Origin of the sequence: uncultured Ruegeria sp., from assembly GCF_947489545.1 — a bacterium.
Lineage (GTDB): Bacteria > Pseudomonadota > Alphaproteobacteria > Rhodobacterales > Rhodobacteraceae > Ruegeria.
This window is the reverse complement of record NZ_CANLDZ010000010.1, coordinates 81,093-105,206: the sequence shown is the minus strand read 5'-3', so window position 1 is coordinate 105,206 and position 24,114 is coordinate 81,093. Positions and strand designations below refer to the sequence as shown.

Annotated in this window: 29 protein-coding genes; 15 read left to right on the top strand and 14 right to left on the bottom strand. The window is 55.9% G+C overall.

The window, feature by feature from the left end; all coding sequences use genetic code 11:
- Positions 1 to 64 precede the first annotated feature (64 nt).
- The 3 genes from pcaQ to Q1B13_RS14845 all read left to right on the top strand — a co-directional run bounded on the left by pcaQ (position 65) and on the right by Q1B13_RS14845 (position 3,462).
- Positions 65 to 979, top strand: coding sequence for a pca operon transcription factor PcaQ (gene pcaQ, locus Q1B13_RS14855; protein WP_299081564.1), 915 nt, complete (start codon positions 65 to 67; stop codon positions 977 to 979).
- A gap of 130 nt (positions 980 to 1,109) precedes the next feature.
- Entirely contained in the window at positions 1,110 to 2,303 is a 1,194-nt protein-coding gene (locus Q1B13_RS14850) for a helix-turn-helix transcriptional regulator (RefSeq protein WP_299081567.1), read from the top strand.
- A gap of 298 nt (positions 2,304 to 2,601) precedes the next feature.
- The gene (locus Q1B13_RS14845; RefSeq protein WP_299081570.1) at positions 2,602 to 3,462 is read left to right on the top strand and encodes a MipA/OmpV family protein; all 861 of its coding nucleotides are present in this window, start codon (positions 2,602 to 2,604) and stop codon (positions 3,460 to 3,462) included.
- A gap of 502 nt (positions 3,463 to 3,964) precedes the next feature.
- Here the strand turns inward: Q1B13_RS14845 and soxZ are convergent.
- Positions 3,965 to 4,294, bottom strand: coding sequence for a thiosulfate oxidation carrier complex protein SoxZ (gene soxZ, locus Q1B13_RS14840; RefSeq protein ID WP_299081573.1), 330 nt, complete (start codon positions 4,292 to 4,294; stop codon positions 3,965 to 3,967).
- Between the two features lie 16 nt (positions 4,295 to 4,310).
- Entirely contained in the window at positions 4,311 to 4,748 is a 438-nt protein-coding gene (locus tag Q1B13_RS14835) for a thiosulfate oxidation carrier protein SoxY (protein WP_299081576.1), read from the bottom strand.
- Positions 4,749 to 4,927: 179 nt separating this feature from the next.
- Between Q1B13_RS14835 and Q1B13_RS14830 the strand changes: the two genes are divergently transcribed.
- The 9 genes from Q1B13_RS14830 (at position 4,928) to pqqE (ending at position 12,009) form a co-directional block, all read left to right on the top strand.
- Positions 4,928 to 5,674 (top strand): ABC transporter ATP-binding protein, encoded by a 747-nt coding sequence (locus Q1B13_RS14830; RefSeq protein WP_299081579.1) that lies wholly within the window; start codon positions 4,928 to 4,930, stop codon positions 5,672 to 5,674.
- Positions 5,671 to 6,462, top strand: a complete 792-nt coding sequence (locus tag Q1B13_RS14825; protein WP_299081582.1) for an ABC transporter permease — start codon at positions 5,671 to 5,673, stop codon at positions 6,460 to 6,462. Before Q1B13_RS14830 ends, Q1B13_RS14825 begins: the two co-directional genes overlap by 4 nt.
- Positions 6,459 to 8,060: a HAMP domain-containing sensor histidine kinase gene (locus Q1B13_RS14820; protein WP_299081585.1), complete on the top strand. Its 1,602-nt coding sequence runs from the start codon at positions 6,459 to 6,461 to the stop codon at positions 8,058 to 8,060. Before Q1B13_RS14825 ends, Q1B13_RS14820 begins: the two co-directional genes overlap by 4 nt.
- 9 nt (positions 8,061 to 8,069) lie before the next feature.
- Positions 8,070 to 8,753: a response regulator transcription factor gene (locus Q1B13_RS14815; protein ID WP_298936263.1), complete on the top strand. Its 684-nt coding sequence runs from the start codon at positions 8,070 to 8,072 to the stop codon at positions 8,751 to 8,753.
- Between the two features lie 102 nt (positions 8,754 to 8,855).
- Positions 8,856 to 8,957 carry a pyrroloquinoline quinone precursor peptide PqqA gene (gene pqqA / locus Q1B13_RS14810; protein WP_120634970.1) on the top strand — a complete coding sequence of 34 codons (102 nt, stop codon included), beginning with the start codon at positions 8,856 to 8,858 and terminating at the stop codon, positions 8,955 to 8,957.
- 25 nt (positions 8,958 to 8,982) lie between these two features.
- Positions 8,983 to 9,879 carry a pyrroloquinoline quinone biosynthesis protein PqqB gene (pqqB, locus tag Q1B13_RS14805; RefSeq protein WP_298936262.1) on the top strand — a complete coding sequence of 299 codons (897 nt, stop codon included), beginning with the start codon at positions 8,983 to 8,985 and terminating at the stop codon, positions 9,877 to 9,879.
- Positions 9,876 to 10,625, top strand: coding sequence for a pyrroloquinoline-quinone synthase PqqC (pqqC, locus tag Q1B13_RS14800; RefSeq protein WP_299081588.1), 750 nt, complete (start codon positions 9,876 to 9,878; stop codon positions 10,623 to 10,625). Before pqqB ends, pqqC begins: the two co-directional genes overlap by 4 nt.
- Positions 10,625 to 10,897, top strand: coding sequence for a pyrroloquinoline quinone biosynthesis peptide chaperone PqqD (gene pqqD / locus Q1B13_RS14795; RefSeq protein WP_299081591.1), 273 nt, complete (start codon positions 10,625 to 10,627; stop codon positions 10,895 to 10,897). Before pqqC ends, pqqD begins: the two co-directional genes overlap by 1 nt.
- Complete coding sequence (pqqE, locus tag Q1B13_RS14790; RefSeq protein ID WP_299081594.1) at positions 10,897 to 12,009, top strand: pyrroloquinoline quinone biosynthesis protein PqqE; 1,113 nt, start codon at positions 10,897 to 10,899, stop codon at positions 12,007 to 12,009. The genes pqqD and pqqE overlap by 1 nt, the downstream gene beginning before the upstream one ends.
- A gap of 3 nt (positions 12,010 to 12,012) precedes the next feature.
- Here pqqE and Q1B13_RS14785 read toward each other — a convergent pair whose 3' ends face one another.
- The 7 genes from Q1B13_RS14785 to Q1B13_RS14755 are packed head-to-tail and all read right to left on the bottom strand — an operon-like array spanning position 12,013 to position 17,234.
- Complete coding sequence (locus Q1B13_RS14785) at positions 12,013 to 12,615, bottom strand: ABC transporter ATP-binding protein (protein WP_299081597.1); 603 nt, start codon at positions 12,613 to 12,615, stop codon at positions 12,013 to 12,015.
- Positions 12,612 to 13,361 carry an ABC transporter permease gene (locus Q1B13_RS14780; RefSeq protein WP_299081600.1) on the bottom strand — a complete coding sequence of 250 codons (750 nt, stop codon included), beginning with the start codon at positions 13,359 to 13,361 and terminating at the stop codon, positions 12,612 to 12,614. Before Q1B13_RS14780 ends, Q1B13_RS14785 begins: the two co-directional genes overlap by 4 nt.
- Positions 13,362 to 13,367: 6 nt before the next feature.
- Positions 13,368 to 14,333, bottom strand: a complete 966-nt coding sequence (locus tag Q1B13_RS14775) for an ABC transporter substrate-binding protein (protein WP_299081603.1) — start codon at positions 14,331 to 14,333, stop codon at positions 13,368 to 13,370.
- A 25-nt stretch (positions 14,334 to 14,358) separates the two neighbouring features.
- Positions 14,359 to 14,607 carry a PepSY domain-containing protein gene (locus Q1B13_RS14770; RefSeq protein ID WP_299081606.1) on the bottom strand — a complete coding sequence of 83 codons (249 nt, stop codon included), beginning with the start codon at positions 14,605 to 14,607 and terminating at the stop codon, positions 14,359 to 14,361.
- A 14-nt stretch (positions 14,608 to 14,621) separates the two neighbouring features.
- Positions 14,622 to 15,059 (bottom strand): hypothetical protein, encoded by a 438-nt coding sequence (locus Q1B13_RS14765; RefSeq protein ID WP_299081609.1) that lies wholly within the window; start codon positions 15,057 to 15,059, stop codon positions 14,622 to 14,624.
- Positions 15,060 to 15,078: 19 nt separating this feature from the next.
- The gene (locus tag Q1B13_RS14760) at positions 15,079 to 16,050 is read right to left on the bottom strand and encodes a YVTN family beta-propeller repeat protein (RefSeq protein ID WP_299081612.1); all 972 of its coding nucleotides are present in this window, start codon (positions 16,048 to 16,050) and stop codon (positions 15,079 to 15,081) included.
- An 11-nt stretch (positions 16,051 to 16,061) separates the two neighbouring features.
- Positions 16,062 to 17,234 (bottom strand): ABC transporter substrate-binding protein, encoded by a 1,173-nt coding sequence (locus Q1B13_RS14755; protein WP_299081803.1) that lies wholly within the window; start codon positions 17,232 to 17,234, stop codon positions 16,062 to 16,064.
- A gap of 321 nt (positions 17,235 to 17,555) precedes the next feature.
- Here Q1B13_RS14755 and Q1B13_RS14750 point away from each other — a divergent pair, with 321 nt between their 5' ends.
- Genes Q1B13_RS14750 through Q1B13_RS14740 form a run of 3 tightly spaced genes read left to right on the top strand, consistent with a single transcriptional unit; the run spans position 17,556 to position 19,841 of the window.
- Positions 17,556 to 18,095: an SRPBCC family protein gene (locus Q1B13_RS14750; protein WP_299081615.1), complete on the top strand. Its 540-nt coding sequence runs from the start codon at positions 17,556 to 17,558 to the stop codon at positions 18,093 to 18,095.
- Positions 18,061 to 19,026 (top strand): YncE family protein, encoded by a 966-nt coding sequence (locus tag Q1B13_RS14745; RefSeq protein ID WP_299081620.1) that lies wholly within the window; start codon positions 18,061 to 18,063, stop codon positions 19,024 to 19,026. Before Q1B13_RS14750 ends, Q1B13_RS14745 begins: the two co-directional genes overlap by 35 nt.
- Positions 19,023 to 19,841, top strand: a complete 819-nt coding sequence (locus Q1B13_RS14740; protein WP_299081623.1) for a quinoprotein dehydrogenase-associated SoxYZ-like carrier — start codon at positions 19,023 to 19,025, stop codon at positions 19,839 to 19,841. The genes Q1B13_RS14745 and Q1B13_RS14740 overlap by 4 nt, the downstream gene beginning before the upstream one ends.
- A 1-nt stretch (position 19,842) precedes the next feature.
- On the opposite strand, the gene Q1B13_RS14735 is transcribed toward Q1B13_RS14740, so the two are convergent.
- From Q1B13_RS14735 to Q1B13_RS14715, 5 genes are all read right to left on the bottom strand, one after another.
- Positions 19,843 to 20,397, bottom strand: coding sequence for a PQQ-dependent catabolism-associated CXXCW motif protein (locus Q1B13_RS14735; RefSeq protein WP_299081626.1), 555 nt, complete (start codon positions 20,395 to 20,397; stop codon positions 19,843 to 19,845).
- Entirely contained in the window at positions 20,394 to 21,206 is an 813-nt protein-coding gene (locus Q1B13_RS14730; RefSeq protein WP_299081805.1) for a substrate-binding domain-containing protein, read from the bottom strand. The genes Q1B13_RS14735 and Q1B13_RS14730 overlap by 4 nt, the downstream gene beginning before the upstream one ends.
- 13 nt (positions 21,207 to 21,219) lie before the next feature.
- Positions 21,220 to 21,723, bottom strand: coding sequence for a c-type cytochrome, methanol metabolism-related (locus tag Q1B13_RS14725; protein WP_299081629.1), 504 nt, complete (start codon positions 21,721 to 21,723; stop codon positions 21,220 to 21,222).
- Positions 21,724 to 21,791: 68 nt separating this feature from the next.
- A complete protein-coding gene (gene xoxF5 / locus Q1B13_RS14720) occupies positions 21,792 to 23,594 on the bottom strand; it encodes a lanthanide-dependent methanol dehydrogenase XoxF5 (RefSeq protein ID WP_299081632.1) in 1,803 nt (600 codons plus the stop codon).
- Between the two features lie 131 nt (positions 23,595 to 23,725).
- Positions 23,726 to 24,082, bottom strand: coding sequence for a cytochrome c family protein (locus Q1B13_RS14715; protein ID WP_298936245.1), 357 nt, complete (start codon positions 24,080 to 24,082; stop codon positions 23,726 to 23,728).
- Positions 24,083 to 24,114 lie beyond the last annotated feature (32 nt).

Sequence of the window (24,114 nt, the reverse complement as noted above, 5' to 3'; positions counted from 1 at the left end):
TTGTCAATTCCGTTATGTAAAATGATGTTTTTCGCTAGTTAGTTTCCGAAAATGGAAAGTAATGATGGATCGCAGACTAAAAGTTCGACATGTCGAAGCCTTTGTCGAAATCGCGCGACAGAAAAGCCTGAAGCGTGCGGCTGAGGCCTTGAATCTGACTCAGCCCGCGATTTCCAAAACCCTGAAAGAGTTGGAAGAGATTGCCGGAGCCACTCTGCTGGAACGCAACCGGGGCGGCGTGACCATGACCGTTGCCGGAGACGTCTTTCTGAGACACGCCACCAGCGGCATGAACGCCCTGGATATGGCCATGAACAGCGTGACTGCTGTTCGCAAAGGCGAGGTCGGATCGGTTTCCATAGGTGCATTGCCAAGTGTCGCCGCGCGCATTTTACCGCGCGCCGTTGCGATATTTTCGGACCTTGCACCCGACACCATTACCCGGGTCGAGGATGGCCCGCATGGGTATCTGATCGATCGGCTACAATCGGGTCAGTTGGACCTTGTGTTAGGTCGGCTGGGCAAACCCGACACGATGCAAGATGTTTCTTTCACACAGCTCTACATCGAAAACGTTGCTATCGTATGTGCCCCCGGCCATCCGCTGGCTGACGCGTCAAACCTGTCCGAGGTGGCAAGTTATCCGGTCATTTATCCACCACAGGAATCCGCCATACGCCCGCTGGTTGATCGCATGATGATTGCCAATGGCATGACCAGCTTCCCAAGACAGATCGAGTCGGTCTCGGCCACGTTCGGGCGTGGTCTGGCATTGGCAAGTGACGCACTTTGGGTGATCTCGACAGGTGTTGTCGCCGGAGATATCGCGAGCGGGCAGTTAAAAGCGTTGCCAATAGATACAGGTCTGACGGCAGGCCCGATTGGCATCATGGCCCGGTCGGAAAGCGAGCTTTCACCAATGGCCAACTTGTTTCGGCAAGCGTCTGTTCGGGCGGTAGAGCACTTGCAGCTCACCTGAACTCACAAGCCAAAAACGCCCGGACCTGTCTTTCCCAGACGGAAAGGACACTGAAACAAGCCTTCGCTCGTTCGCGCTGGAGTTTTCCTGTTAAGCCCTCTAGTTCAGAACCCAACTCGGAGACGCCGCATTGCCCGAAAACTCGTTTGAAATCTCGTTGACGCTGTTTCAGCTCGGGGTCACGATGTTTTGCGCAAATCTCTTGCTGCTCAACCGAAACCACCGAGCTCTGTTTTTGCCGCTCGCCTTGTTTTTTGTTGCTGAATCCATCGTCGGCGCGACCGATCTGCTGATTGAATTTACCGGCAGCGACCAGTTAACGAAGCGCGAATTGCTATGGATCGGCCTCGCTGCCTCAGCATCGGTTTGCGAGCCGTTTCTGTTTTGGAGCTACGTGAAGGTTTTGACATCTGAAAACGGCGTTGAAAAATTAAGACCGCGTGGGTGGCACTACTTGCCGTTCATTCTTGCTGTTCTAACGGTTTTATCAGTTTTTTCTCTTCCCAACGCGCTGTTTGAAACGCCCGACATTGATATCGAGTCGCTGAACCTGCTTCAGCTTCTTCCAATTCTGTTTCTGGAGTTCTTGGATTTTTTCTTTCAAATCATGGTGTTGATCTACCTTTGGCTGATTATCAATCAACTCAGAGCATATACCAACCGCCTCAAGGATCTTTTCGCCACAACTGAAGACCGGGAACTGCTGTGGGTCTGGTGGATTGCTTTCGTCGTCGGAATTTACCTTGTTCTGGGTGTGGTTGGGACACTCGCGTCATTTTTTGACCTCGAAAACTCGATCCATCCGATCTTTGAAAGCGACTACGCAAATAGTCTGGCAAGTTTTGCCATTGTCTGGGTCATCGCACTGTGGGGCCTGCGTCAGCAACCTGGGCTGATCCGAGAACAGCCGACTTTTGAAGCCATTGCTGAAAAAGAAGAAGCCTCGGGCCCAAAGTATGAACGCTCGGCGTTGACGGAAGATCGCGCAAAAAGGATCGCCTCCAAGATCGAGCGTGCGATGTCCAACGATCTTGTTTACCGGGACCCAAATCTGTCGCTTTGGGATCTGGCAAAACATATTGGCGTCACTTCCGCCTATGTATCGCAAACACTGAACACGACGATTGGGTCAAACTTCTTTGACTATATCAACAGTTGGCGCGTTCGCGATGCCGTCGAGCAACTGCAGAATTCCGACGAGACGATATTGGTGATCACTTATGATGTCGGCTTCAACTCTCGATCATCTTTCTACAAGGCCTTCAAACGGGAAATGGCGACAACTCCGTCGGAGCTGCGTACGAAGCTGCGTGCTCAAAGTTGAAAGACGCTTTGTCAAACTTGTTTTGCTGGTGGGTCAGAGAACCCTTGGAACCCGGCTGCCTCAGCACAAGGACTTTAGAACCGCCCAAGGCGTCTCTTCCAATCGGCGACAACAGCAAACACCTGTCCGCGACGGCCAGCTAGGAACATTCCAGCAAAATACGCCACTAGATTGCGCAGGGTTTGATCAGGCGTTTCAGGCAGAACATTTCTGCCGCCGAGGATCCAAACAGACAGATTTGGCAGCAAGAAACTGGCCCAAGGCGGCTACGAAAATAACGAAAGAACCGAGGACTTTTATGGAATCGAAATCTCTCAATAACTCGGCTTTGGCCGTTGTTGGAACATGTCTGGCGGTTTTTGCCGGTCAGGCAGCAGCCCAGAGCGCAGGCAATGGCGCCAGCGGCACAGGAGGCTGGAACGACTGGGATTTCTACCTAGGTGCTGGGGTCGCATATGCGCCAGAATACGAAGGGTCAGACAAACAAGAAACGTCCGCGTTCCCTGCGTTCGAAGCTGTATGGCGCGACACGTTGGTTGTTTCCGGGGAAGGAATAGGGGCATTTGTCTATGACAGAAACGGCCTTCGGGTTTCAGCAGCCCTTGGATACGGTGGCGGTCGCGATGAAAGTGACAGCGTCCATCTTCGAGGGCTGGGAGATATAGATGACGGCGCCGTTATCTCGCTGGGCGCACAGTTCGATCTGGCCCCACGCGTCACGGCCACAGCAGATGTGAACACCTTTCTCAAAGGTTCCAAGGGCACGGTCGTATCGCTTGGATTGCAAAGCCAGGTGCCGTTCGGGGTCGTACGCGGCGCATTGTCGCCAACGGGCAACCGATATGACGATGTGGCCAGTCAGCAAGGGTTGGCATTGATCGGCGGCGTGTCGATTGATTGGGCCAACGACAACTACAACCAGAGCTTCTTTGGTGTGTCGGCTGCCCAATCCGCCTCGTCAGGCTTGAGGCAATACAGCGCCGGTTCTGGCTTGAAATCCGTTAACGCCGAGATCGGGTTCAGCCAAACACTTGGCGACAACTGGGGTCTGACGGGAATCGTGCAGTATTCCAGATTGCTCGGCGATGCCAAAGATAGCCCGGTCGTGAAATCCGAAGGGAACTATGCGGCGGTGCTTGCGATAGGCTACCGGTTCTAGCTTACACTGGTCGATCTTTGCCATCGCAGCGCTGTTTCTAGTGAACGAACCCGGCCTATTCAATGGCCGGGTACCGTACAATGCACTCGGCTTTTTCGTATATAATACGAAATTGACCAGCAACAGAATTACAAGGAAAATACATCGTGGGCACACTTCGTGTGCAAAATTTGTGCTGGTAGCTACTGCCCATATCATTGCCAATTAGGAGGGCTACCCAATGAATGCCCAATCCAACAAAGCCAACAAACTTGTCGCTGGGCGGCGCCCTACTTTCTGAATCTAAAGCGCTGAAATCGATCTTTCCCGTGCGGCTGAAGATGAGGTTCGTTTAGCCTTAGCGTCAGCAAGAGTGGAACAGTGGGAGGCAGACATGCGGCCGCTCTCAGAAACTCCAACTCATATGTTGAGAGACATGGTTTTCCGCTGGAAGGCTATTTGAGTAGGTGATGAACTGGGGCAGTGTTGGGCTTCGGCCTCCCCTGTCACTTTCGGAACTCGACTAGGCGACCACGACCGCCTTGCTGTCAGTGTAAATCGCGCCGTCATCGTCGAACCATGCAAAGGTGAACACCCCAGAGCCTGGGATGGTTGCCTCAAACTCGAAAAACGGGTTCGTCGAAATTCCGGGTCCGATCTCAAGATCGACAACAGTTTCGCCGTCAAATGTACAAAGAAATCGGTGGATGATCGAGCGCGGTATCGGCACGCCAACGGGATCGATCCGCTGCCCGGATTCCATGCGATGTGTGATCAGGGTTTTGATCGTGATCGTATCACCTGCCCTGACCTCTCTGGGCAGTTTGATCCGGGTTTTGACACCTGTCGCCATCTTCCCCTCCTTTGGATCAGGCGCATCCGCCTACGATAACCGACACAGGTTTAAGACCTTTTCGAATGCTTCCATCCGGCATTCGCGCCAATACCAGAACGTCCTGAGTTCGGGCCAACCGCATACGAGTAGACACTCTTGCAGCACCCGCCATTGGGCCAAATTTGGCCCTGAGCACCGGCATCACCGGGTTGCCCGGCGCCACAAGTAGAATTTCCGTGGCCTCTGGCGCGGCGACCTGCACCGAAACGCGATATCCATCTTCAGCGATTTCAGGCAACGTCACAGTTACGCTTCCATCACGGATCGAGCTTCCATCAGAGAAAGCCGCAATCACATCCTCCAACGTCGCAGAGTTTGGTGGTGCCAAAATATCCTGCGCCCGCAGCGGTGTTGCCAGACACAACAACGCCCCCAGGCTGACTTGCATGGCGCCACGTCGGCCGATGCTCATGGCGGATCTCTCCATCCTAGACATGAGGACCATAGCCCCGCTTTATCGTGTTCTCCGCATAACAAATCTGCGAGGTTACGTAGACTTAAGTCGCAGTCGGGCGATTTTCTGCATGGTTGAGAAACGCGCGCCGAACGGGCAAGCTGACCGTCAGTACGGGAATCCGGGCGGAGGAATAGATGCCTGATGCGCAGTTGCGGGACGAGACCAAGCGGGGCCTGACCGTCCGCAATCTGAGCTTTCACTACGGTCCTAAAACGGCACTGGATTCCGTCTCATTCGACGTTGAACCCGGGACTTTCTGCGCATTGCTTGGGCCCAACGGGGCCGGGAAATCCACTTTGGTTTCGCTGCTGACGCGCCTCTTGGTTGCCCCTGATGGCGAGATCGCTGTTGCTGGCCACAATCTCAGGAAATCGCCACGCAAAGCGCTTGGGGATCTTGGCGTCGTGTTTCAGCAACCAACTTTGGACCTCAGCCTGACTGTCAAGCAGAACATGGCCTATTTTGCAGCGCTGCACGGGCTGCCCAGGAAGGAAACACCTCATCGCATTGATGCGGCGCTGGACCGGCTGGGGATGAGAGAACGCGCTGGCGAAAAGGTCCGGGCGTTAAATGGCGGGCACCGCCGCCGGATGGAGCTGGCCCGCGCCTTGCTGCACGACCCAAAGGTTTTGCTATTGGACGAACCGACCGTCGGCTTGGATGCTGCCGCACGGCACTCGATCACCGATCATGTTCACGATCTGGCCGACCAAGGGCTTTGCATATTATGGGCGACACATCTGACCGATGAAGTGCGCGACGACGACCAAATGCTGGTGCTGCATCATGGTAAGATTCTCGCCTCAGGGCAGACCGGAGAGTTGCGCGGCAACGAGACGCTCTCCAATTGGTTCCTGTCGCAGACCGAGGTGCCGGCATGACTGGTTTTTGGGGTGCCGCACGAGCCATCATCGGACGCGAGTTTCTGCGCTTTATTCATCAACGCGAACGCTTTCTGGCGGCACTCGTGCGCCCGATGGTCTGGTTGCTGATCTTTGCTGCGGGGTTCCGGGCAGCGCTTGGCTTGTCCATCATCCCGCCCTACCAAACCTACATCACCTATGAGACCTATATCGTGCCAGGTCTGTGCGCGATGGTCCTTCTTTTCAACGGGATGCAGAGCTCTCTCAGCCTCGTATACGACCGCGAAATGGGGTCTATGCGCCTGCTGCTAACCAGTTCGTTCCCGCGTTGGTGGCTTTTGTTTTGCAGGTTGCTCGGCTCAACCGCGATTTCCATCCTGCAGGTCTATACATTCCTGGCGCTGGCGGCATTGTTCGGGATTGTGTTACCGATGTCCGGCTATTTTGCGGTTCTTCCGGGGCTGGTTCTGAGTGGGCTGATGTTGGGTGCCTTGGGATTGGTCCTATCCAGTTTTATCAAACAGCTGGAAAATTTTGCGGGGGTGATGAACTTTGTCATCTTCCCGATGTTCTTTCTGTCTTCGGCCCTCTACCCGCTGTGGAAAATGGCCGAAAGCTCACCGCTCTTGCGTGACATATGCGCCGTGAACCCGTTTACCCATGTGGTCGAACTGATCCGGTTTCTGCTGTACCTGCAGATCAACTGGATCGCGCTGTTCTGGGTGCTGGTGTGGACGGCCGCGTTGTGTGGCGCCGCGGTCTGGGGATACGATCCGGCGCGCGGCCTGATGAAACGAAAAACATGAACATATCCGCCGACAAACCAAAGCGCCATTCGCTACTGAAAACCCGTCTGGGTCTGGGGGCTGTTGTCTTGGGGTCGGGCACGTTGTTGACGGCAGCGATCCTTTATCTGGGGATGCAAATGGTTGCCTCGCGGTTGGAGACTGCGCTGGCATCGGAAATGCGCATGGCGCGATATGCGACACTGTCCACTCAGATAGCCACGTTTCTGGTGATAGCGACTGAGTCCGTACAGACGGGACAGACTGCGGCCATTCGGATCGACCGCCTCGCCCCGATACAGGGGCAAATCGGCGACACTTTCGGCAAGCTGCACGCCGACGTCGCTGATGCGGTCACGGCGGCGCAGGGCTTCGGGATAGACGAGCAATCGCGCTATGGCACGCAGTCACTTGGCCTTGCCCGGATGGAGGCGTTGCTGGGAAACACGCTGGACGGGCTTGCAAATCCCGAAGCGGATCAGGCGCGGTTAAGGGCCCATATCGACAGTTTCGCCTCGGGGTTTGATCCCTTGCTTAGCCAAGCCGTGAATACCGAAATCTTGTTTCGCAACACCATTCTGTCAGGGATCGAGGAAACGCGTCTTACCCTGACGTGGATTGCGTTAGGATTCGCGGCCTTCGCGATCCTCAGTACCATCTGGTTCTATTTCTGGCTAATCCGCCCACAATTCGAACGGCTGGATCGTTTGCGAGGGGCCGCTTTGCAGATTGGACAGGCGGAATTCTCGCTCGAACTGCCGACCACCCAAAGGGATGAGATAGGTCAGCTCTATAGCGAAACAAATCGCATGGCAGCGGCCCTGAAACAGCGCCAGTCGGAGGTCGAGGCAGAATGGGCGAGACTCAATGAAACAATTGCCCGGCGAACAAAGGAACTAAGCGCGGCCAACAAAACCCTGTCTAAAATCGATGAAAACAGGCGTCGCTTTTTTGCGGATATCAGTCACGAGCTTCGCACGCCGCTCACCGTGATCATGATGGAATCTCAAATCGGACAGCAAGACAAACAAAGCGCACCTGAGGCGTTACAGGCCATCGAAACCAGCGCGATCAAACTGAACCAGCGCATCGACGACTTGCTTCGTGTGGCGCGGTCGGAAAACGGCGAACTGGCGTTGGAACCGCAACCGGTTAAGCTGGCTGATCTATTGAACACCGTGGCACGGGACATCCAACCGGACATCGACAGTGCGAATATGACGCTGACCATCGGGCCAATCCCCGATTGTGAACTGAATTGCGATCCGAACTGGATCCGGCAGGTGCTGCTAAGCCTGATCCGGAACGCAATCCGCCACGCCCGTGACGGTAAGACGGTCGCCATGACGACCAAACTGACCGCCGACACAATCGAAATCTCAATTGTTGATAATGGGCCTGGCGTCCCGGTTGACGCGCAGGGCGATATCTTTGGACGGTTTGTCCAGGGCGGATCGGCCAACAGCCAGGGCTTTGGTGTCGGTCTGGCATTGGCGCGCTGGGTGATCGAAGCGCATCGCGGCGCAATCTCATTGACCAGCCCCGTTCCAAAGGATCAGGCAATCGGGCTATCAAACGGTACAAATGTCTGCATTCGTTTACCCGTTGCACAGGCTTAGAGTGAACGTATGACCTCCCGATTGTTGATCATAGATGACGACCCAAAGATTGCTTCGGCCCTTGTGCGCGGGCTGTCGTTGCATGGCTATGTGGCCGAGGCCGAGAACCGCGCGGATCTGGGGTTGGAGCGGTTGCAAAGCGGTGCGTTTTCAGGCGCGATTGTAGACGTCATGCTGGGGGCTGACAGTGGTATCGAACTGGTCAGGTCCGCCCGGTCAGTCGGTGTTACCATCCCTATTCTGATGCTTTCGGCCCTGTCAGATGTAGATCATCGCGCCGCAGGGCTTGAGGCCGGGGCCGATGACTATGTCGTCAAACCCTTCAGCTTTGACGAGCTTGTCGCGCGGCTGCAGGTTCAGGAACAACGGGCCCAGGCACAACATCCCGAACCCGCTCGACTTTCACACGAAGACCGAACCATCAGCATCCGCGATACAGCCGTTGCCCTGACCGAGCGGGAATTTGATTTGCTGGTCTTGCTCAACAGCAGCGTCGGAACACCAATCTCGCGCGGCGATCTGTTTGACACGCTGTGGTCGCAGGAAGGCTCTAGTAACGAGAATGTGGTCGATGTCTATATAGGTTATCTGCGGAAGAAACTTAGCGAAGACGATTTTGGTTTTGAAATCAAAACATTGCGCAACCAAGGCTTCTGCTTGCAGGGCCGTGCGCCGCAATCCGATGACAACTGACTACCGACCAAAGTCTAAGACGCTCTTATAAATTAAGATTCGCTCTGGTGCCGGATACCTGCCAAATTGAAGCCAAGGACACTTTTGGAGGAGGACCCCGATATGGCATGGAACAAACCGGTGATCCGCGAGATTGAATGCGGCATGGAAATCAACATGTATGGCCCCGATCATGATGATGAGCGCGGCGGCGGCCTGATCTGATCACGGCCCGCGCGCCAACTTTCAAATGACGTTGCGCGCAATCATACTAGGGGCTGCTGCTGGAGGCGGCCTGCCGCAATGGAATTGCGGGTGTGAAAATTGCAATCTAGCACGTTGCGGAGACATTCCTGCTCAGACGCAGTCTTCGCTTGCTATCTCCCCGGACGGCCTGAACTGGGCCGTCCTAAACGCGTCTCCGGACATACGCGCGCAGCTGTCGAACACTCACGCCCTGTTCCCCACAGGGCTTCGACAGATGCCAATTCAGTCCGTTCTGGTGACCAACGGCGATATCGATCATGTGGCCGGATTGCTGACATTGCGGGAAATGCAGCCCTTTACCCTGTTTGCAACCGGCAGCATACATGACGTGCTTGCCCAGAACCCGATTTTCGATGCATTGAATGCGTCCGTGGTGACCCGATCTTCGATTTCATTGGACCAGCCGTTCGAGTTGGTTCCTGGCCTTCAGGCGACGTTGTTCCCCGTGCCGGGGAAAGTCCCATTGTACCTGGAAGGCGAAAACGTTCAAACCGATCTGATCGGTGAGCAAACAGTGGGCGTTGCGCTGAGCGCCGATGGGAAAACGGTCTACTACATTCCCGGTTGCGCGGCTTTGACGCCCGATTTGCGGACGCAGCTAGAGGGCGCAGATTTGGTGTTTTTTGACGGCACGCTTTGGCAAGATGATGAGATGGTGCGCGCCGGTCTAGGTCAGAAGACCGGAAAACGAATGGGACATATGTCAATGGACGGGCCCGACGGTTCTATCGCGAGTTTTGCTGATATGAGTATCGGGCAAAAAGTCTTTGTTCACATGAACAATACCAACCCTGTCTTACGTCCCGACAGCGCCGAAAAGTCCCAGGCGCAGGCCGCGGGATGGACAATCGGACAAGACGGAATGGAGATCACGTTATGACCCAAAGCCGCGACGCCTTCGAAGCCCGCCTGCGCCAGATCGGTGCCGAACGCTATCATGATCTCCACCCGTTTCACCACCGCCTGCACGGCGGCGAATGCACTGCAGACGAAGTTCGCGCCTGGGTCATCAACCGTTACTATTACCAGCACTCGATCCCCATGAAAGACGCAGCCTTCATGTCGCGCGTCGAAGACCCCGCGCTGCGTCGGCAATGGCGATCGCGCATCGAAGACCATGACGGAACAGACAACAACGAAGGCGGTATCCGCCGTTGGTTGCGGCTGGCCGAGGCCGTTGGGCTTGACCCCGATTATGTAGCCTCGTGCGAAGGTGTGCTGCCCGCTACAAAGTTTGCCGTTGATGCATATGTGCGGTTCGTGCGCGAAAAGACTCTGCTTGAGGCGGTGGCCGCATCTCTGACCGAACTCTTTGCACCCAAGATTCACGCAAATCGGATCGAAGGGCTGCTTCAACACTATGACTTCGCCGATGACAGTTCCTTGTCTTATTTCAAAAACCGGTTGAAAGAGGCGCCAAAGGATGTGGCTTTTGGCCTTGCCTGGGTTCTGGACAATGCTGACACCGCAGAAAAGCAGGATGCGGCCGCTAAAGCTCTGATTTTCAAAACCGATGTTCTGTGGTCGCAGCTGGACGCCTTGTGGGCCGCTTATGTCGACCCTGCACGGATTCCACCCGGTGCCTGGCAGCCCGGCATCGGCGTTCTGATGCGGCAGGCATCGTGATGTTGGCCCAAGAGATCCCCACACTGCCCCGGGGTGTGCGCCTGCACTATGACAAAGTGCGTGGCAAATGGGTGTTGCTTGCACCTGAACGCGCGGTGACTTTGGACCAGATCGGACACGCCATTTTAAACGAGGTGGACGGCCAGCGCAGTTTTGGACAGATCACCACCGCACTGTCCGAAAAATACAACGCCCCTCAGGATCAGATCGCCGAAGACAGTGGCGGTTTCCTGGACGCCCTGCGCGCCCGGCGATTTTTGGATGTGACTTAATGAATAGAGGTGTTCCTCCCCCTATCGCCATGTTGGCGGAGCTGACGCATCGCTGTCCTCTGTCCTGCCCATACTGTTCAAATCCGGTCGAAATGGCCAAACAGGACAGTGAAATGGACACCGACATCTGGACCCGCGTGTTCGAAGAAGCTGCTGCGCTGGGTATCTTACAACTTCATCTATCCGGCGGTGAACCGGCATCGCGGCGCGATCTGGTCACGCTTGTGAAAGCTGCCCGGCAAGCTGGGCTTTACACCAACCTGATCACATCTGCCATTGGGCTGTCCGAGCGTCGTTTGCACGAGCTGGATGAGGCCGGTCTTGATCATATCCAACTGTCTCTTCAGGGGACCGATGCTGTGATGGCCGACAAAGTCGGCGGCTATCGGGGTGGGTTTGATCGCAAGATGAAAGCGGTTGAGTGGATCAAGGCTATCGGCTTTCCTTTAACGCTTAACTTCGTCCTGCACCGTCACAATGCCCACCAACTGCCGCGCGCACTTGAGTTGGCGCAAGAAATGGGCGCCAGACGGATCGAGGTGGCGACAGTGCAGTTCCATGGTTGGGCCCTGCAAAACCGTGATGCCTTGATGCCGACGCGGGACCAGGCCCAGCAAGTCACCCAACATGTCATCGAGGCGCGGCAGGCTCTGAAGGGTGAGCTGGTCATCGACTATGTTCCTGCGGACTATCACGATGACTATCCAAAACGCTGTATGGGCGGTTGGGGGACAACGGGTTTGAATGTGACACCCGACGGGCAGGTTTTACCGTGCCACGCCGCCCAGTCCATTCCGCACCTTCAGTTTGACCGTGTGCAAGACAAACCTCTGGCCGAGATCTGGTACAACAATTCCGCCTTCAACGCCTATCGCGGAACGGAATGGATGTCTGAGCCATGCCAAAGCTGCGACCGCAAGACAATCGATTTTGGCGGATGTCGCTGTCAGGCGATGGCCATTGTTGGCGACGCAAACGCCACAGACCCGGTTTGCATCAAATCTCCGCATCACAAGGACTTGCAATCGCAGGCGAACCAGCATGCCGCAAGTATAGACGCGTCGTTTGTCTATCGCACGGCCCCCGGCAAAACACGCGAACCAGCCGAATAGAGACTAAACCTGGTCCAATACGGCCCCACGCGGCCCCGCTTGCAGGCTCAGGATGCGATCCGCGAGGCGTTCCGCCTCGGGCGCAGAATGTGTGACGAAAAGCGTAGAAGGCCGGTGCTGCGAGATCAAATCTTCGGTCAACGCCAGCATGGTTTCGGCTGTGTCGCGATCCAGCGAAACAAACGGCTCATCCATAATCAGAAATTCAGGCCGTCCGGCAAAGGCCCGCGCCAGAGACAATCGCCTTTGTTGTCCCAGCGACAGCTGGCCTGGAAACAACTCTCCTTTGCCTGACAACCCAACGGAATTGAGGGCTGCTTCAGCCTCGGCACTCTTTAGTCCCGGATGCACTAGCGTCAAATTTTCGAGCGCAGACCGCCAGGGTAGCAATGTCGGCTCTTGAAATACAATCGCCAGTCGCTCGGGGCGTGTAATCTGCCCGTCAAACGCATCATCGATCCCTGCTACCAAACGCAATAAGGTGGTTTTTCCAACTCCCGAAGGCCCGGTCAGGGCGACCGTTTCGCCCTGGGCAATATCAAACACAATTGGACCCAGAACAGACACGTCCCCGAATTGCTTTTGCCGGATGTGAATGTGGATCATGCAGCCCTCCACCGGCGGGCCTTGCGTTCTGAGGGTTGCAGGATCAGCCATTCGACCATCAGCATCACTGCGATGAACGAAAACGCATAAACCAGTACCATTGCAACATCAAACAGCTGGAAATAAAGGTGAATTTGAAATCCAACACCCGACGAACGCCCAAGGAATTCGACCACCAGAACGATCTTCCAAATCAACGACAAGCCAGACCTTGATGCTGCGGCGATGAATGGTGCCAACTGGGGAATGATGACGTGGCGCATACGGGTAAACCAAGGGATCCGATAGACATGCGCCATGGCATCCAAATCAGGGTTCAGCGCCCTGCCCCCCTCTCGCAGGATCGTAGCAACATTGGGGATTTTGTTCAGTGTGACGGCCGTAATCGCAGCGGCCTCTGTCAAGCCGATCCACAGATAGCACAGCACAATCAGGACCAACGCCGGCAGGTTCAGAAAGATCACAAGCCACGGGTCCAACCATCGATTGATGGCTGGCGAACACCCCATGGCGAGGCCGATAATCGTGCCCAACGTCATCGCCAAAGCAAACGCCCAGATCACGCGCAGCAGCGTCGCGCCAAGGTTGCGCAGCAATTCGCCCGAGGCCAGCTCTTGCTGAAACCGCGGCACCAGATCCCATGGCTGCGGCAGGATTTGCGGATCATCGGTTAGAAAGCCCGCAACGATCCACAAAGTCACGAGGCCGCCGATGGACAGAACAGGCGTTAGGCGCGTGTCTTGCATCCAGACCTATTCCACGTCCGCGAACAGACCCTGCGGAACCGTTGTGGCCTGACCAACAAGCTCGGCGCCACCTAATTCTGCCATCAACGCCAGCATCGTGTTGGCGGCATCTTCGTCAACCGGACCCCGATCAGGGATGCCCGCAATCCAGTCGGATTTAAGCTGTTCAAACTGCGCATCAGTCTTTGCGTTCATCCTTGGCCTGATCGCCTCCCACGCGTCTGGTGAGGTTGCCAAAAGCTGCTTGGCGTCTCGGCTTGCCGCGAACAAGCCCTGCGCCAGATCGGGATTGTCGTTCAGAAAGCTCTCTTTCAGATAATACCCCAGCAAGGGTGTGTCTGTGTCCAATCCCAACGCCTCCCCTGCCTGCTCGACCGAGATCAGCTCTTTCATGCCAGACGCTTTCATTTTGGCCAGAAAATGCCAGAAATTGATTGCCCCGGCATAATCGCCGCCCAATGCTGATTTGAAGATCAGCGGCGGTGCCCCGAACACCTGTTCGGTGTCTGCCTTTAGGTCCATATCGTATTCCTGCGCCGCATAGGCCCTCAGGATCAGCCAGGATTTGTCCAGCGGCCCGCCCGCTATGCCGATCTTCCCACCAGCCAGATCTTTCAGGCTGCTGGCCGCGCTGTCAGCTGGCACCACAACACCGCCGACCGCCTTGGAATATGGAATGAACACATAGTCTTTGCCAGCCGCCCTTTGGCGCGCCACCCAGATCCAATCCGCCACTGCCAGATCAGCCTCGCCGCCTTCGACCGCGATACGTGTCGCGCCATTGTCGGCAAAGGGCTGAACCTCAAGCGTAAACCCGTGTTTCTTGTCCAACCCGTTCAGCCGGATGGTCTCCAATTCCCAATTCACAGTGCCAATCTTCAGCACAGCGGCGCGAATTGTTGGCAGTGTGTCGGCTGACACAACGCCCGCCGCAAAGACGAGCGCTGTGCAAAAGGCGTATAGTGCTTTCATTGCCTTATCCTGATTTCAAACCACGCTATTCGGCCTTGCGGCTGACCTCATTGAGGTCTTTGTCCAACTTGATATCGAACTGATTGCCGCCTTTGCAGATCACGTCATCAAGGTCATAACCGTCGTCTTCCACCTCAATATCATCGGGGTCCATCTGGCACTCGACAGACGCCAGATATGCCTCGATCTTGCCGACAGTTTCCGCGTCTACCTCATCCGCCAGCGCCGGCGAGGCAACACAAGCCACAAGGGCCAATACACCAATCTTTTTCATACTTTGTCCTTTCATCATTGAATACTGATGGTCACTTTCTGAGTTTCGCCAGTGGACCCGGGGATACGAATTTCGTGACTGCCGGGTTTGATCGCTATGAACGACAACTCGGCAACGCCGGCCTTATCAAACTCGATACTGTCCACGGCCATCGGGCGAATTTCGATCTTGTTGATGACAATCTCATTCATCCAGATTGCCCGAAAGAACGAAGGGCCTTCGATGGCCAGCTCAGCCGATCCGTCTGCGGTGATCTCCAGCTTGTAATAGGCACCGGATTGCAGCACGACATCCTCACCCAACGGTTGCCCCGAGGCGAGCGTCAGCTGGATGGTTTCCCCGCGATTGCACTTTGCCAGGAGCCCTGCAAACCCCAGATCATCGCAAAGCGGCGCCGCCGATACCGGCCCGCCCAGTGTTGAAACCAGTGCTGCGGTCAATAGCTTCTTCATTCCCGTTCCTCCCAGAACATCAGTCAATCGTCACAACACCCCAAGGCTGTTGGCCAACCTGTACGGATTTAATCGCTTTTTCTGTCGCGACATCGATTATGGTTATGTCGTTGGAATTGCCGTTCGTTGTCAGCAGGTACTTCTCGTCGGGCGTGAAATCCAACTGCCAGACGCGCTGCCCCACAAGGATGTAGTCCAGAACCTCAAGGCTTTGCGCGTCGACAACGGCTACGCGATTTGCCGGACCCAACGCAACAAACAGACGCTTGCCATCTGACGTGACTTTGGCACCGACAGGCTGCAACCATTCGGGCTGAACACCGGCCACTTCAAAGCTGATCTTGCCGACAACCGTGGGTGTCCCGTCTTCAGCGATGTCCATGACGGACACCGTTCCGCCAATCTCTGACGTTACAAACAAACGCGACCCATCTGCCGAGTATTGCGCGTAGCGCGGGCGCTGATCGACCAGAATATTGTGTTTGATTGTATAATCCTCGGTCGAGATGAAATGCGCCATATTGGTGGTCTCAGACGTGTTCACCACGAATTTCGCATCCGGGCTCATCCCCATGCCTTCGGGTTCGACACCAACCGGCACCTCGGCCAGAACGGTACGCGTTTCCGTGTCCGTGACCGTCACAAGGTTGTCGTCCTCATTGGCGATGTACAGTCGTTTTCCCGACGGCTCGAGAATGAACAGCTCAGGGTCAGGCCCTGATGGCAGGCTCGGTAGCTCTTCGTACGTCTCGGTATCGAACACCCGAATGATATTGTCATCCGAGGCACAGACATACAGCTTGCTTCCATCCGGGCTGACCGTGATGCCGCGGGGTCTGTTCCCGCCCGGAAACTCGGTAATGACCTCCCACGTATCGGTATCGACGACGGTGATAGTGTTGCCTCGTTCATTCGAGACAAAGGCCTTCCCGGCGAAAACCGGACCCGCAATCAATGCGGCAAGAGCGGTGGATAACAATATGTGTTTCATAGCATCTCCGGTTAATCAAAAGCCGTGCATTTGGATTCCGCCCGATCCAGACCCATCGTATCGAGCGGGGAGCTCTGGTGCAGAAACCCGTCCTGAGGGCTGACGCTGACAGTGATTGACCCATCATACAGCAGGATCGGCTGGCGCAATTGTCCGTTCCAATCGCGAAACGTCACCTTTTGCCCCTTGAAGGCCGCCAGTTCGAACTCATCCGACACTGCATAGTCGCGCACACCGTCCGGGTCTGACGTATTCGCACGCGTCACCGCCTCGCCAATCACGCGCAATGCCAACCAGACATTGTAGTCTTCAGGTCTGACATATCGTCCAGTCAACTCTTCGAACCGGGTTTGATATTGCGTTGCGCCCCAAGCCTCATGCGCGCCATGGAATGTCACAGGGCGCAAGCCACCGGACCCCATAACCGGGCGCGGTGTCCAAAGGTGATAGGACAGGTATCGGCCGAAATAGTCGCTTTCGTCGGCCGCTATCACCACATCATGGTCACGCGCACCTTGCGTATCAATGGGTAGCTGACGCTGCACCAATACGTGGCCAGAATCTGTCCGTCGCGATCCACCGGTGTCTTCAAAAGTACGATCTTCGGAGATTTTTGCACCAAACTTGGTTGCCGAACGGCGATAGGCATCCGCCAGCTTCACATCATCCGGGTTCGATCCCGCCAGCAAGAACCAATCGCCCCATTTCTTCCAGACCGCAAACTGCGCGACAGCATCCGTGTTCATCGCGCGCGACGGCGCAATGTGCAGCAGGTTGCGCCGACAATTTGCGTCGCGCAGGTCAACTTCAGGCGCAGATGCGTTGAATACCAGCGCTCCAGCTTCGGCCGCCTTATCTGTCAGGCGCAAGACATCCGGGGCGTCGGCCAAAACAACAAACAGGCGAACCCCTTCGGCCAATAGCTGATCCATCGCGTCATCTGCCTGCTCAGGCGGAACAGCAAGATGAGCCGTTTCATATGTGTGGCCCAGAAAGCTACCGGTTGTGCCGTTATCCTCATCACCCAGAACGGCCCCTGCAAAACCCAAGTCATCTGGTTTCAGGTCATATCGCGAAATCGGAAGTAGCGTTGGATAGTCGATCCTCAGAACCGCAGCCTTAACGTCAATCGCCACGGCCGAAACTGCCGAGACGCACCAGATCAATGCCGCGAAAAGCGGTATCAAGCGATTGTTCAAGATCTCCTCCCATGGCCCGCGTGGTTGAGAGCGGGTCCCTAACAAAGGCGGACCGCCTTACAAAACGGAACCAATACTTTTGGCCGTGTTGTAAATCCAAGCCTATCAGCTTCATCATGAAGCTCGATTCTTATTTTTTAAGAATGTGCGTAGACAATTGATCTTGCTTCTGTTTCTCGCAGCCTTTGCCTGATCGCGAAGACTGGCCTTAAAGGTTTGCACCGACGGACCCCCGCGGCAACGTCAGAGGATCACGTATCAGTGACAGAAGCGGGTCAACGTTAGCGCTTTCTGGGAGGAAGCAGAATGAATCGACGAACCTTTGTTGCAACTATCGCGGCGGCTTCGGCGCCTGGCGTTGTCTGGGCACATGGCCCGACCCGCCAAAAAGTTACCCTGACGGCCGAAGTCGCAGCCCCCCCAGAAGACGTCTGGGCGGCCATCGGAAATTTTGACGACATGTCCTGGCACCCTGCGGTGTTTTCTACGGAAGGCGAACGTGGGAACGAGATTGACGCGACACGGTTACTGACGCTTGGGCAAGACGGCGGACCCACGATTGCAGAGGTTCTGTATAAACACAGCGCCGAGAAGATGAGCTATTCCTACCGGATAACGGCGGTCGAGGTCGAAGTTCTGCCGGTAACCAACTACTCGTCACATCTGACCGTAAAGCCCCGTGACGGAGGCGGATCGATCATCGAATGGCGCGGCGCGTTTTATCGTGGATACCCCAATAACGATCCACCCGCCGAACTGAATGACGAAGCAGCTGTGGCTGCCGTGACGGGCGTCTATCAGGCCGGTCTGGATGCTTTGGTCGAACGCTTTGGCGCCGCAAGCTGAGCTCGGTTTGGCATTGTTTCTAGCTGCGACCGCTAGCGCTGCGCCTGCAGACACTGCCTTTGTGACTTGCCAGAACGGTGAGGAACTAAGCCGCATCGACGTGACCGAGATGCACGAAACCGACCGCTGGCCCCTGCCCGGCAAACCAGCCGGTGTAGCGGTCGGTGCACATGGCGACCTGTTCACGGTGTCGGCCGGCAGCAAGACGATCCAACGCCTTTCCACAAAAACCGGCGATATATTGTCACAGATCGTGCTGGACGGCGGCCCGATCGGCATCGCGCGGGACCCGCGGCAGGGACGACTGTTCGTGTCAGATTGGTACAACGCCCGGCTGTGGGTCTTGGACGACAAGACTTTGGAAACACAAACGGAAATGACTACAGGGGCGGCTCCGGCTGGCATAGCCCTTTCGGGCGATGGGCGCTTGGTGGCCTCGGCTGACAAAGATGCCGATCAGGTATCGGTTTTCGATGCTAGAACCCTACAGCCGCTGCACCGTATTCCCGTAGGAACCCGTCCCTTTGGGTTGGGCTTTGCTCCGGATGGACGGCTGTTTGTGGGCAATGTGGGCAGCAATGACGTCAGTGTCCTGGATGCCGAAAGCGGTAAAAGACTTGCTACCGTTCCAGTTGGGGAACGACCCTATGGCATTGCCTTCGCCAACAACCACGCTTTTGTGACCAACCAGTATTCCAACACGCTCACCGTGATCTCGCTGGACACGCTCGAACCCGAGGCAACGATTGATGTCGGAGAGTATCCCGAAGGCATCGATGTCACAGCTAAAGGTGACCTGTTGGTCATCGCCAACTGGTTCGACAACACCGTCAGTTTCGTGGACCCGGATACTATGTCCGTGGTAAGAACATTGGAAACCTGCGATGGGCCCCGCGCTTTCGGCAGATTTTTGGAAGGAGGAAGACAATGAGAACTTCTTGCCTGATCGCGTCCCTGCTTTGCCTATTGGCTCTGCCGGCCTGGGCGTCGAACGAAGCATGGGAGAATGTGCGGGCGTTGCTATACGGCGACCGGGCCATGCTGAACGGCGATGATCTGATCGCCATTGATGCCCCCTATCGCACGCCGGATGATGCCCGTGCTGAATTGGCCGCGCAGATTGTAGCCCCCAAGGGGGTAAATGTCGCCAAAGTAACTCTGGTCTTGGATGAAAACCCGATGCCGGTCTCTGCCGTGTTCGAGTTGGAAAAGCCGCTGCCCAGTTTCTACTTTGACGTGACAATGCGGGTAAACGGCCCAACACCCATGCATGTCATTGCGGAAACCACAGACGGGCGACTTTGGGTTTCGGAAACCTTTGTCAAAACATCCGGTTTGGGTGCGTGTTCGGCACCTCCGGGAACCGATCCGGAACTGGCCATAGCGAACTTGGGTGCGATGGAGGCTGAGCTGGTCGGCCGTGTCCCCGCGCTCGATACACGCACCCGGCTTTCGAACCTTGGTGCGAACCGAGCCAACAAGATGGATCTGAACATCGACCACCCCTCGCACTCCGGAATGCAAATGGACCAGATTTCCCTGCTGTTCATTCCAATGCGCTACGTGGAAACGGTGGATATCGACCTTGATGGTGCCGGCTATATCGAGATGACCGGATCGATTTCCCTATCCGAGAACCCACGTGTCGGCATTTCGGTGCCAAGCAAAGCGCAGTCGGTGGATGTTACCATGACAGATACAGACGGCACGGTCAGTCACCTGCATAAAGATCTGGCGGGGTTCTAGATTATCCGCCTTCGGCCACTGGCTGACCGGGTTCGGGTTTCACCCGTTCGAGAGGGTAGCCCCACAAAACCCAACCATCGGTGCCTTCGGGCAGCCAATAGACGCTGCCATAGCCCCATTCGATGGCGCGCCGGGCAGCGTTCCAGCTCATCCAGCAATCCTCCAGGCAGAAGAAGACAACTGCTCGGCTGGTGTCACCGTCGGTCGCCTCTTCCAAACCCTTGCGGAAATAGTCAGCGGTGACATCGGCAATGGCCCCATAGCCTACGTTCGGCAACCAGATTGCACCCGGAATACTGTTACGAGGCTTGTCCCGCCAGATCGTGCCCTTGGGCAGCTTGGCCGGTTTCGGGGCTTGCGGCAGGACGTCGACAAAAACAGCGCTTTGCTCCTGCCACAAAGCATGCGCCTCTTCCGGGCCGATGGCTGCACCGCCGGTTATCTGGTCGGGCACCGGCGCCCGATAGTGATCCATTCGATAATCTGACGGTTCCGGGACAGTTTGCGCGGTCGCAGCGGTGGCCATTAGAACAAACGCCGCAAGGGCGCGGATCATTGTGACAGCTCCAAAACCTCGGTTCCAAGATCGTTGACCAGCGGAACACCCGCCTCGGCCAGCACCCCGTTGATTTCGTCCTGATTGCGACGGATCAGGGAATTCAGCTGCCGCTGCCACACTTTCTCACCCTGACGCACACCCATGGTAATACGATAGAACAGGCGCGGCGGCAGCTCTTCCTTAACCAAGGGGACCACTTTGAAGTCCGGATAGTCGCTTTTGACTAGCGGTCCGCCCAAAGGACCCCATAGAACAGCAGCTTCGATTTCACCGGATTGCAAGTCATTCAACATGTCAATTGCAGGGCTTTCGACACGGCGATCTACGAACAGATTATAAGGTTTGGCCTGTCCGATCAAACCATTGCGCGCCATGTGGGCAGCCGGGGGTGTACCCGCAATGATCCCGATCCGCCGCCCCTTTAGCGCGGGATCGTTCAGAGTGTCGACCTCTGCAAGTTCACCGTTTTTAGGGACGATCAACGAATAGGCGGACGTGTAATAATGATTGGTATTTTGTACCAACTCGTGCCCTTGCGCATATCCGATCACAACATCACAGCGCTTGGCAGCCAAGGTGTTCCGAATGAAGCCGGTGGCCTGAGGAAACCATGTGTATTGTACCGGAAGCTCCAGTTTTGCTGCGATCAGCTTGGCCAGTTTGTTTTCATATCCTGATCCGTCTTTGGAGGAGACGGGGAAATTTGCCGGGTCTGCGCAGACGCGAAACGCGTTTTTTGAAACCAGATCGGATGTTTGCGCGATACCGGGCTGCGCCTGGTTGATCCAGACCGCGAGCCCCAGCATTGTCAGAAAGGCGTTAGCCCATGCACGCATCTTCGTCCTCGCGGATCACATCCGATTTTGCTTCTTTCTTCGCGGGCCGACCGCGTGGGATCGTACCGGAACCATGGGCTTTCAGATAAACATAAATGTCGTCCAGAAAGCACATCACATTCGGGTTGTCGCCAAATCCGGGCATCACCGAATTTTCTGCCGCATTGATCACCTGCCGGCCATTGGTGACGACATCAACGAAGTCGTAATAATCCATATCCAGCGCGGATTGCTTCAGCGCAGGCGCGTAGGTCGAGCCTTCTCCGTCTGGACCATGACACACATGGCATTCCGCATGATAGCGGCGAAATCCTGAAAACGTCGGCCAGTCCACCGTTCCATCTTCTGCGACATTGAACGTAGGGACATCGTCATCCGTGAAAGATCGACCGTCCTCGGTGTACTCGACGGCTAGATTGTCGGCCGCTGCGGCCAGAGGAAGACAGATAATCGCAAAAGGGGCCAAAAGACGTACTGCTAGGATCATGAAATTCTCGTTTGCTGTAGCTGAAAGTCTGGCGCGACCATCACGGGCCGCGCCAGACACTATTTGGCTTAGTTCGGCAGTGCGAACACAGTTAGCTGACCACCAAGCGCGGTATAGTCGCTAAGAGCAGCATAGCCACCCACGGCGCCCAGACCGTCATTCGGATTGGTCAGACCAGCCGCAAGACCAATGCCGGCCCAGCCACCAACACCTGACAGGATGCCAATGTACTGCTTACCGCCATGTTCATAGGTCATCACGTTGCCGATGATACCCGATGGTGTCTTGAACTTGTAGAGTTCTTCACCAGTCTCGGCATGAACAGCCTTCAGATACCCTTCGAGCGTGCCGTAGAACACAACATCACCTGCAGTCGCCAGAGCACCCGACCAAACCGAGAACTGCTCGGGGATCGACCACTTGATGGAACCGTCGGTGTTATCCCAGGCTATGAAGTTCCCCATACCGCCATGGCTATCCGGTGCCGGATACATTGCCAGCGTCGCACCCACATAGGGCTGACCGGCGGTGTAAGACACGCGGAACGGCTCATAGTCCATGCAGACGTGGTTTGTCGGCACGTACATAAGCTCGGTCTTAGGCGAATAGGCAGCAGGCTGTTGGTCTTTGGTACCCAAAGCCGCCGGGCAGATACCGGTCGAGTTTACGTCCTCGCCGTTCTGTTCCGTCGAGTACTGAGCGACCACCGCCGGACGACCATAAGTTTCGCTGTTGGGGTCCATATCGACACCCGTGGTCCAGTTGACCACCGGATCGAATTTCTCGGCCACCAGCAGTTCACCCGTGACACGGTCCATGGTGTACCCAAGACCATTCCGGTCAAAATGGGTCAGCAACTTGCGCTGCTCGCCATCAATTTCCTGTTCCGTCAGGATCATTTCATTGATGCCGTCATAGTCCCATTCATCATGCGGCGTCATCTGGTAGAACCACTTGGCCATACCGGTGTCGATATCGCGCGCCATGACAGTCATCGACCAGCGATTGTCGCCGGGCCGCTGCGCCGGGTTCCATGTCGATGGGTTCCCGGTGCCATAGTACATCAGGTTTTCGTCCAGATCGGCTGAATACCAGCCCCAAGTGGTGCCGCCACCGATCTTCCACTGGTCGCCTTCCCATGTGTTGGTTCCGGAATCCGTACCCACTGGTGTACCTAGATGGGTGGTGTTTTCCGGATCAACCAGGATGTCTGAATCCGGACCCATGGAATAGGCACGCCAGACCTGCTCGCCCGAGCTCATGTCGTAGGCTGTAACCGACCCACGCACACCGAACTCACCACCAGAGATACCGACGATGACCTTGTCTTTAATAGGCAGCACGGTTGCAGTGTTGGTTTCCCCAATTGCCGGGTCACCATTTTGCACTTCCCAAACGACGTCGCCGGTATTGGCATCCAGAGCAACAAGCTTGGTGTCAGCCTGATGCAGGAAAATCTTACCATCTGCATACGCCACACCGCGGTTCACGGTGTCACAGCACATCACCGGGATAACGTCCGGGTCCTGCTTTGGTTCATACTTCCAAACGATCTTGCCGTCATTGGCCAGATCCAACGCATAGACGATGTTCGGGAACGGTGTATGGACATACATCATGTCACCGATCACCAGCGGAGAACCTTCGTGCCCGCGCAGAACACCGGTCGAGAATGTCCACGCAACCTGCAGATCCCCGACGTTATCGGATGTAATCTGATCCAGTGCGGAATAGCGTTGGTTCTTGTAGTCACCGGTCTGGATCGCCCATTGTTTTGAGTTCTCCATCTGGGAAACCAGGTCGTCATTTGCAAAAGCCGCAGAGGCCAGACAGATGGCGATCCCGGAGGTCAAAAGCGATAGCTTTTTCATTCATTTTCCTCCCTTTGGTGCGGCGTCTTCGCCGCTATGACACACCTCACCCTTGCCGGATTGCGGTGTCTTTACTTGCTCGTCCGTCAAGCCCCTCCTTGGGCTACACGACGGGCGAGCAACTCAGTGTCTCACGAGCCTTCGTCTTCAAAGGTCGCAAGATATGCGATTATGTTGACCCGGTCGTCTTCCTTGCGCAGACCAGCAAAGGTCATCTTGATGCCTTTGGCATAGTCGCGCGGCTTGGTCAGAAACACGTCCAGTTCTTCCGGCGTCCAGACAAGCCCTTCCTCGGACAGCGTCATCAATACCGGAGAGTACCCAAAGCCTTCGACGGTGGCCGCCTGACGGCCCACAATCCCGTTCAGCATAGGCCCAACCTTGTTTTCGGCACCCTCACCAACGGCGTGGCAAGCTTTGCACTTGCGAAACACCTTTTTGCCCGCCTCGACATCTCCTTCGGCGCTTGCAATTACCGGTGCAAGCATCAGACATGCTGCTGATATTACTGTTCTTAACA

Coding starts and splice junctions, on each gene's coding strand:
- pcaQ (WP_299081564.1), top strand. CDS start 65: ATGGATCGCAGACTAAAAGTTCGACATGTCGAAGCCTTTGTCGAAATC.
- Q1B13_RS14845 (WP_299081570.1), top strand. CDS start 2,602: ATGGAATCGAAATCTCTCAATAACTCGGCTTTGGCCGTTGTTGGAACA.
- soxZ (WP_299081573.1), bottom strand. CDS start 4,294: ATGGCGACAGGTGTCAAAACCCGGATCAAACTGCCCAGAGAGGTCAGG.
- Q1B13_RS14835 (WP_299081576.1), bottom strand. CDS start 4,748: ATGAGCATCGGCCGACGTGGCGCCATGCAAGTCAGCCTGGGGGCGTTG.
- Q1B13_RS14830 (WP_299081579.1), top strand. CDS start 4,928: ATGCCTGATGCGCAGTTGCGGGACGAGACCAAGCGGGGCCTGACCGTC.
- Q1B13_RS14825 (WP_299081582.1), top strand. CDS start 5,671: ATGACTGGTTTTTGGGGTGCCGCACGAGCCATCATCGGACGCGAGTTT.
- Q1B13_RS14820 (WP_299081585.1), top strand. CDS start 6,459: ATGAACATATCCGCCGACAAACCAAAGCGCCATTCGCTACTGAAAACC.
- Q1B13_RS14815 (WP_298936263.1), top strand. CDS start 8,070: ATGACCTCCCGATTGTTGATCATAGATGACGACCCAAAGATTGCTTCG.
- pqqA (WP_120634970.1), top strand. CDS start 8,856: ATGGCATGGAACAAACCGGTGATCCGCGAGATTGAATGCGGCATGGAA.
- pqqB (WP_298936262.1), top strand. CDS start 8,983: ATGACGTTGCGCGCAATCATACTAGGGGCTGCTGCTGGAGGCGGCCTG.
- pqqC (WP_299081588.1), top strand. CDS start 9,876: ATGACCCAAAGCCGCGACGCCTTCGAAGCCCGCCTGCGCCAGATCGGT.
- pqqD (WP_299081591.1), top strand. CDS start 10,625: ATGTTGGCCCAAGAGATCCCCACACTGCCCCGGGGTGTGCGCCTGCAC.
- pqqE (WP_299081594.1), top strand. CDS start 10,897: ATGAATAGAGGTGTTCCTCCCCCTATCGCCATGTTGGCGGAGCTGACG.
- Q1B13_RS14785 (WP_299081597.1), bottom strand. CDS start 12,615: ATGATCCACATTCACATCCGGCAAAAGCAATTCGGGGACGTGTCTGTT.
- Q1B13_RS14780 (WP_299081600.1), bottom strand. CDS start 13,361: ATGCAAGACACGCGCCTAACGCCTGTTCTGTCCATCGGCGGCCTCGTG.
- Q1B13_RS14775 (WP_299081603.1), bottom strand. CDS start 14,333: ATGAAAGCACTATACGCCTTTTGCACAGCGCTCGTCTTTGCGGCGGGC.
- Q1B13_RS14770 (WP_299081606.1), bottom strand. CDS start 14,607: ATGAAAAAGATTGGTGTATTGGCCCTTGTGGCTTGTGTTGCCTCGCCG.
- Q1B13_RS14765 (WP_299081609.1), bottom strand. CDS start 15,059: ATGAAGAAGCTATTGACCGCAGCACTGGTTTCAACACTGGGCGGGCCG.
- Q1B13_RS14760 (WP_299081612.1), bottom strand. CDS start 16,050: ATGAAACACATATTGTTATCCACCGCTCTTGCCGCATTGATTGCGGGT.
- Q1B13_RS14750 (WP_299081615.1), top strand. CDS start 17,556: ATGAATCGACGAACCTTTGTTGCAACTATCGCGGCGGCTTCGGCGCCT.
- Q1B13_RS14745 (WP_299081620.1), top strand. CDS start 18,061: ATGCTTTGGTCGAACGCTTTGGCGCCGCAAGCTGAGCTCGGTTTGGCA.
- Q1B13_RS14740 (WP_299081623.1), top strand. CDS start 19,023: ATGAGAACTTCTTGCCTGATCGCGTCCCTGCTTTGCCTATTGGCTCTG.
- Q1B13_RS14735 (WP_299081626.1), bottom strand. CDS start 20,397: ATGATCCGCGCCCTTGCGGCGTTTGTTCTAATGGCCACCGCTGCGACC.
- Q1B13_RS14730 (WP_299081805.1), bottom strand. CDS start 21,206: ATGCTGGGGCTCGCGGTCTGGATCAACCAGGCGCAGCCCGGTATCGCG.
- Q1B13_RS14725 (WP_299081629.1), bottom strand. CDS start 21,723: ATGATCCTAGCAGTACGTCTTTTGGCCCCTTTTGCGATTATCTGTCTT.
- xoxF5 (WP_299081632.1), bottom strand. CDS start 23,594: ATGAAAAAGCTATCGCTTTTGACCTCCGGGATCGCCATCTGTCTGGCC.
- Q1B13_RS14715 (WP_298936245.1), bottom strand. CDS start 24,082: ATGCTTGCACCGGTAATTGCAAGCGCCGAAGGAGATGTCGAGGCGGGC.